The organism is Streptomyces sp. NPDC051286 (assembly GCF_044455345.1).
Lineage (GTDB): Bacteria > Actinomycetota > Actinomycetes > Streptomycetales > Streptomycetaceae > Streptomyces.
The window spans coordinates 1-4,384 of sequence record NZ_JBITER010000121.1; the positions used below are offsets into that span (position 1 = coordinate 1).

The 4,384-nt window shown below is 68.5% G+C and carries 5 protein-coding genes and 1 pseudogene; 4 read left to right on the forward strand and 2 right to left on the reverse strand.

Going from position 1 to position 4,384, the window contains the following annotated elements:
* Positions 1-232 precede the first annotated feature (232 nt).
* Positions 233-889 (reverse strand): TetR/AcrR family transcriptional regulator, encoded by a 657-nt coding sequence (locus ACIBB8_RS37460; protein WP_398959838.1) that lies wholly within the window; start codon positions 887-889, stop codon positions 233-235.
* A gap of 116 nt (positions 890-1,005) precedes the next feature.
* Here ACIBB8_RS37460 and ACIBB8_RS37465 point away from each other — a divergent pair, with 116 nt between their 5' ends.
* On the forward strand, positions 1,006-2,016 hold the full coding sequence (locus tag ACIBB8_RS37465) for a hypothetical protein (RefSeq protein ID WP_398959844.1): 1,011 nt from the start codon (positions 1,006-1,008) through the stop codon (positions 2,014-2,016).
* Positions 2,017-2,081: 65 nt separating this feature from the next.
* Complete coding sequence (locus tag ACIBB8_RS37470) at positions 2,082-2,210, forward strand: hypothetical protein (RefSeq protein ID WP_398959839.1); 129 nt, start codon at positions 2,082-2,084, stop codon at positions 2,208-2,210.
* 146 nt (positions 2,211-2,356) lie between these two features.
* Here ACIBB8_RS37470 and ACIBB8_RS37475 read toward each other — a convergent pair whose 3' ends face one another.
* Positions 2,357-3,310: a hypothetical protein gene (locus ACIBB8_RS37475; protein WP_398959840.1), complete on the reverse strand. Its 954-nt coding sequence runs from the start codon at positions 3,308-3,310 to the stop codon at positions 2,357-2,359.
* Positions 3,311-3,643: 333 nt separating this feature from the next.
* Here ACIBB8_RS37475 and ACIBB8_RS37480 point away from each other — a divergent pair.
* Positions 3,644-3,844, forward strand: a pseudogene (locus ACIBB8_RS37480) (transposase); the annotation flags it as partial.
* Between the two features lie 16 nt (positions 3,845-3,860).
* The gene (locus ACIBB8_RS37485; protein ID WP_398959842.1) at positions 3,861-4,253 is read left to right on the forward strand and encodes a hypothetical protein; all 393 of its coding nucleotides are present in this window, start codon (positions 3,861-3,863) and stop codon (positions 4,251-4,253) included.
* Positions 4,254-4,384: the final 131 nt, after the last annotated feature.

Consider the following 4,384-nt stretch of genomic DNA (forward strand, 5'->3'; position numbering starts at 1 on the left):
TGGCATGTTCAACAACTGTGCCTGCATGTCCGCCAGTTACCCGCCCCAGCTGATCGACGAACTACAGCACACATGCTGATCTACGACTGAAGGGGCTATTACTCCAGTCGTAGATCGCGACCTGACACGGCGTCACCTACGTTGAATCGGCTGACGAGGATGACGACGGCCGGGTGCATCGGCATGTTCCGGGGCTACTGTTTGTCCAGCGGATGCCCCAGTTGGGTCGACTTCACGGCTGGGTGCGTCGCTCGGCTGCGTCGAACGCGGGCGCGAGCGGGGCCAGCGCCGCGCGGAGCTGGTCGGGCAGTGAGCCGGAGGGCACGACCAGTCCTCCGGCGCCGAAGCTCCCGGCGGCCTCTGCGTTCCCGGTCGGCTGGAGCCAGCCTTCCAGCGCGATGCGCACTGCCGCGGCCACGCCTGCCGCGAGAACGCGGGCTGTGTGCGTTCCGGCGTCATCCAGGCGTTCGGCGAGCACCGTCGTGAGAGGGTGCTCGATGCCGGCGGTGGTATCGAGGAACGCGTCGCGCAGCGCGGTCCGGGTGGTGATCAACAGCAGCGCCTGGTGTTCGTGCTCACCGGTGTTCGTGTACTGCTCGACCACTGCTTCGGTGACGGCGTCAGCCAGGCGCACTCCTGCGGGCCGGGCCGCGACCGCTGCCGCGATCCGCGCCTCCCGGTCCGCGGTAACAGCGGAGACGATCGCCTGCTCGCGGCTGGCGAAGTAGTTGTTGTAGGTGCGCGGCGAGACCCCAGCCGCCTCGGCGATGTCTTCGACCCGCACCTGGTCCGGTCCGCGCTCAACGGCCAGGCGCAGGGCCGCCTCGCGTAGCGCCTCGCGCGTGGCCTGCTTCTTCCGCTCCCGCAGCCCTGGTGGTGGTGTCGTCACGATGTCAGCGTTCCACACAGGGATGCGTGCACGCAAACTTGCGTGCACGCAGTTTTCCTGTCAGCCTCGATTCGGCCGAGACCGACAGAGGGGACGTCACCATGCGTGCAAGAGGAATGACCTACGACACCGGATTCGTCATGCACGGCCAGATATCCCGCGAGCAATTCGACCCTGCGGTGGTCCGGCGCGAGCTCGCCATCATCCGCGACGACCTGCACTGCAACGCGGTCCAGATCATCGGCGGTGACCCGGACCGACTGGAGTTGGCCGCCGGTGCCGCCGCCGAGCTCGGCCTGGAGGTCTGGTTCTCGCCCTATCCGTTGGAGCTGGATCTGGAGCAGATCCTCGCGCTCTTCCGTGACTGTGCCGAGCGAGCGGAACGGCTCCGACAGCAGGGGGCCACAGTCGTGTTCGTCGCAGGGGTCGAGCTGAGCGTGATGAACCGCGGCTTCCTGCCCGGAGAGAGCCCGGAGGAGCGGGTCGAGGAGCTGATGAGCCAACCCGAGCGGCGGGCCGAAGCGATGCGTGAGCTCGGCGTGCGCATCAACGCATTCCTCGGCGACGCCGCGGCCACGGTCCGCGAGCGCTTCCAGGGCAAACTCACCTACGCATCCATCCAGTTCGAGCAGGTCGACTGGACTCCCTTCGACATTGTGACGTTCGAGCTGATCCGCTCCGCCGAGGTCGCCGACCGGTTCCGGGACGCGGTGCGCACCCTGGCCCAAGGCCCGAAGCCGCTCGCCATCACCGGATTCGGCACCGCGGCCTACCGCGGCGCGGGAGACCGCGGTGGGCGGGTGCTGGAAGTGGTCGAGTACGACCCAGAGACCAAGGCCCCTGTACGGCTGAACGGCATATACGAGCGTGACGAGGCCGGCCAGGCCGCATATCTGAGCGAACTGCTGGAGATCTTCGAGACCGAGGGCGTGGACAGCGCGTTCGTGTTCCTGTTCGCCTTGCCTGGCTACCCGCACCGCCCGGACGGCGACCCCAGGGACGACTTGGACCGGGCCGGCCTGGGCATCGTCAAACTCCTCGAAGGGCGCCGGGGGCAGACCTACCCCGACATGGAATGGGAACCCAAGGCCGCCTTCACGGCAGTGGCGCAGCGGTATCGGAGGTGACAGGCCCCGCGCACAGTGACCACGGCTCGGGATCTGCACTGCGCCGCAGTGCAGATCCCGAGCAGATGGAAGCGGTATTCGCCGAACCCGGCGCAGACCTCGCGCCGGTCTACCGCCGCCGCGATCTGCGGGCCAACGGCATATTGTACCTGCGCGGGTTACTGATGCCGGGCGTTGCTGATGGCGATATCTGAATCTCCCCACCCAGTGCTCGGAGTGTCCTCAGAGTTGCCCGGCTTGATTCCCCAGGCACACCCGCGCTGACCTGCGGCCGGCCGCCAAGGGAAGGGGCCACCGATAGTCGGCTGCGTCGCGGGCGCGCGAGCCAACCGGGCGCGACTCAGCAGTCGTAGCGGTGGGTGTACGGGGTGTCGGGACAGATGCGGCAGACGAAGAAGTACATACCACCGAGGTCACCCAGGTCCATGTCGTGCCCGAACGCGTCGAAGGCAGCGGGGTCGGCCTCGGCCCGCCAGGACGGGGTCGCGGCCCCGTCCTGGCGGGAATCCTGGTCGTCCAGGGGGAGCCACCGGCCCATACCCGGTTCGGTCGCAGTGATGCTGAGCAGGTGTTCCATGCGGGTGCCGCAGCCCGCGCAGTCGGGCCAGTCCGGCGGCTGGGTCCACGCCGGGTAGCCGCCGACCTTGCTCTGCTGCGTGGTGGCCACCTCGAAGTAGTCGAAGCCCCGTTCCCCCTTCAGGGCCTCGAACCGCTCGTCGAGCAGCTCGCCGAGTCCCTCCGGCAAATCCCAGTTCGGGTACTCCACGGCCGGAGTGGGGGACACGGTGCACGGGCGCGGCAGGTAGTCCTCCTCCACGGTGTGCGGGCGGGGCGGTTCCCCGGCGGCGGCACCGTCGGCCGTCAGCGCAGTGCTGCGCCAGTGGAGCCGGGGGTTGGCCGCGTACTGGTCGTCCTCGTGCACGAGCGGGCACCACATGATCTGCAACAGGTCGGTGCCGGCAGGGAAGACGAGGCCGGGCACATCTCGTGCGTACAGCTGGACCACCGGGACCATGGCGACCGGCTCGGGCCCGACGGGCGCACTGAGCGGCTTGTAGTGGTCCGGTTCGGCACACATCGGCCAGGGCTCACCGGCCGGCCACAGCAGCGGCCCGCCAATGGAGCTTTCCTCCGGGCCGGGCTGCCCTGCCCGGGGGTAGAGGAGGGTGACCTCGCGGGCCGTGCCGACCAGCTCCGGAAAGACGGCCTCGACGTCGAAGGGGATTGGCGCGAGCGACCGGGGACTGGTCGGCCGGGCATGCTCGGTGCCCTGCTGTGTGTGGCCTGACGGCATGGAGTCTCCCGCTGCTGATGGTCGTCCGCCGCCGACCCTAGCCTCGCCCCGACAGCCGACGCATCCCGCCCCTACCTCCCACTGCACTGCATCCGGCCCTCCGGCGACAGACCCGCCACGCAGCGGCGCCTTCCGGACGTCCGTACCGCCAGGGCCCGCTGTGACAGCGGCGACAGCGGCCTCGTGGTCAAACGAGACTCTCGCTCTGTCGAGCAACAGACGCGCGCGGCGCTCGCCAAGGCTCCCCACTCCGTAGAACGTCGTACCGAATGAGGCGACGAGCATCCCTGGCCGATTTCAGAGAGCCCCATCATTGCGGGCAACTGCTGGTCGATCGCGGAGGCAGTCGGCCTGGACCGGCCGTATCGCCTGCACCACCTGCTCGAACGCGCCTGCTGGGAGGAGGACACCGCGAGGGACGCGGTACGCGCGTTCCTGACCCGGCACCTCGGCGCCGACGGCGGGGTCCTGATCTTCGACGAGACAGGACAGGCGAAGAAGGGGACGAAGACCGCGGCCGTGGGCCGGCAGTACTCCGGCACGATGGAAGGTGGGGGACGACTTCCAGGACTCAAAATCCACCGTCTCACTCGACCAGACCCAGGTCCGGCGCTACCGGGCATGGAAACGCCACGTCACCATGGCCATGGCGACCCTCGCCCTGCTCGCCGTGCTCGCGGCCATCGACAAGACCAACCAGCCCGCCCCTATCCTGCCCGACGATCCCGACCAGGACCCGCCGGCCGATTGCGGCGCGATCGCGCTGACCGTCCCCGAGGCCCAGCGACTGTTTCACCTGCTCACCACGCGCATCCGCGACCTACCGCCACCGGCCGCGCACGCCAGGATCACCCGGCATCTGAACTGGTCTGACTGGCGACGACAGCACCAGGCCCGAGCCCGCTGGCACCACTACCGAACCCGACTCGCCCTCGCTGAATGACACCGCGTCAGGTCGCGATCTACGACTGGAGTACTATCCCTTCAGTCGTAGATCAGCATGTGTGCTGTAGTTCGTCGATCAGCTGGGGCGGGTAACTGGCGGACATGCAGGCACAGTTGTTGAACATGCCG

Bases quoted from the DNA above. Each gene is read 5' to 3' on its own strand.
- ACIBB8_RS37475 (WP_398959840.1), bottom strand. From the start codon at position 3,310: ATGCCGTCAGGCCACACACAGCAGGGCACCGAGCATGCCCGGCCGACC.
- ACIBB8_RS37470 (WP_398959839.1), top strand. From the start codon at position 2,082: ATGGAAGCGGTATTCGCCGAACCCGGCGCAGACCTCGCGCCGGTCTAC.
- ACIBB8_RS37465 (WP_398959844.1), top strand. From the start codon at position 1,006: ATGACCTACGACACCGGATTCGTCATGCACGGCCAGATATCCCGCGAG.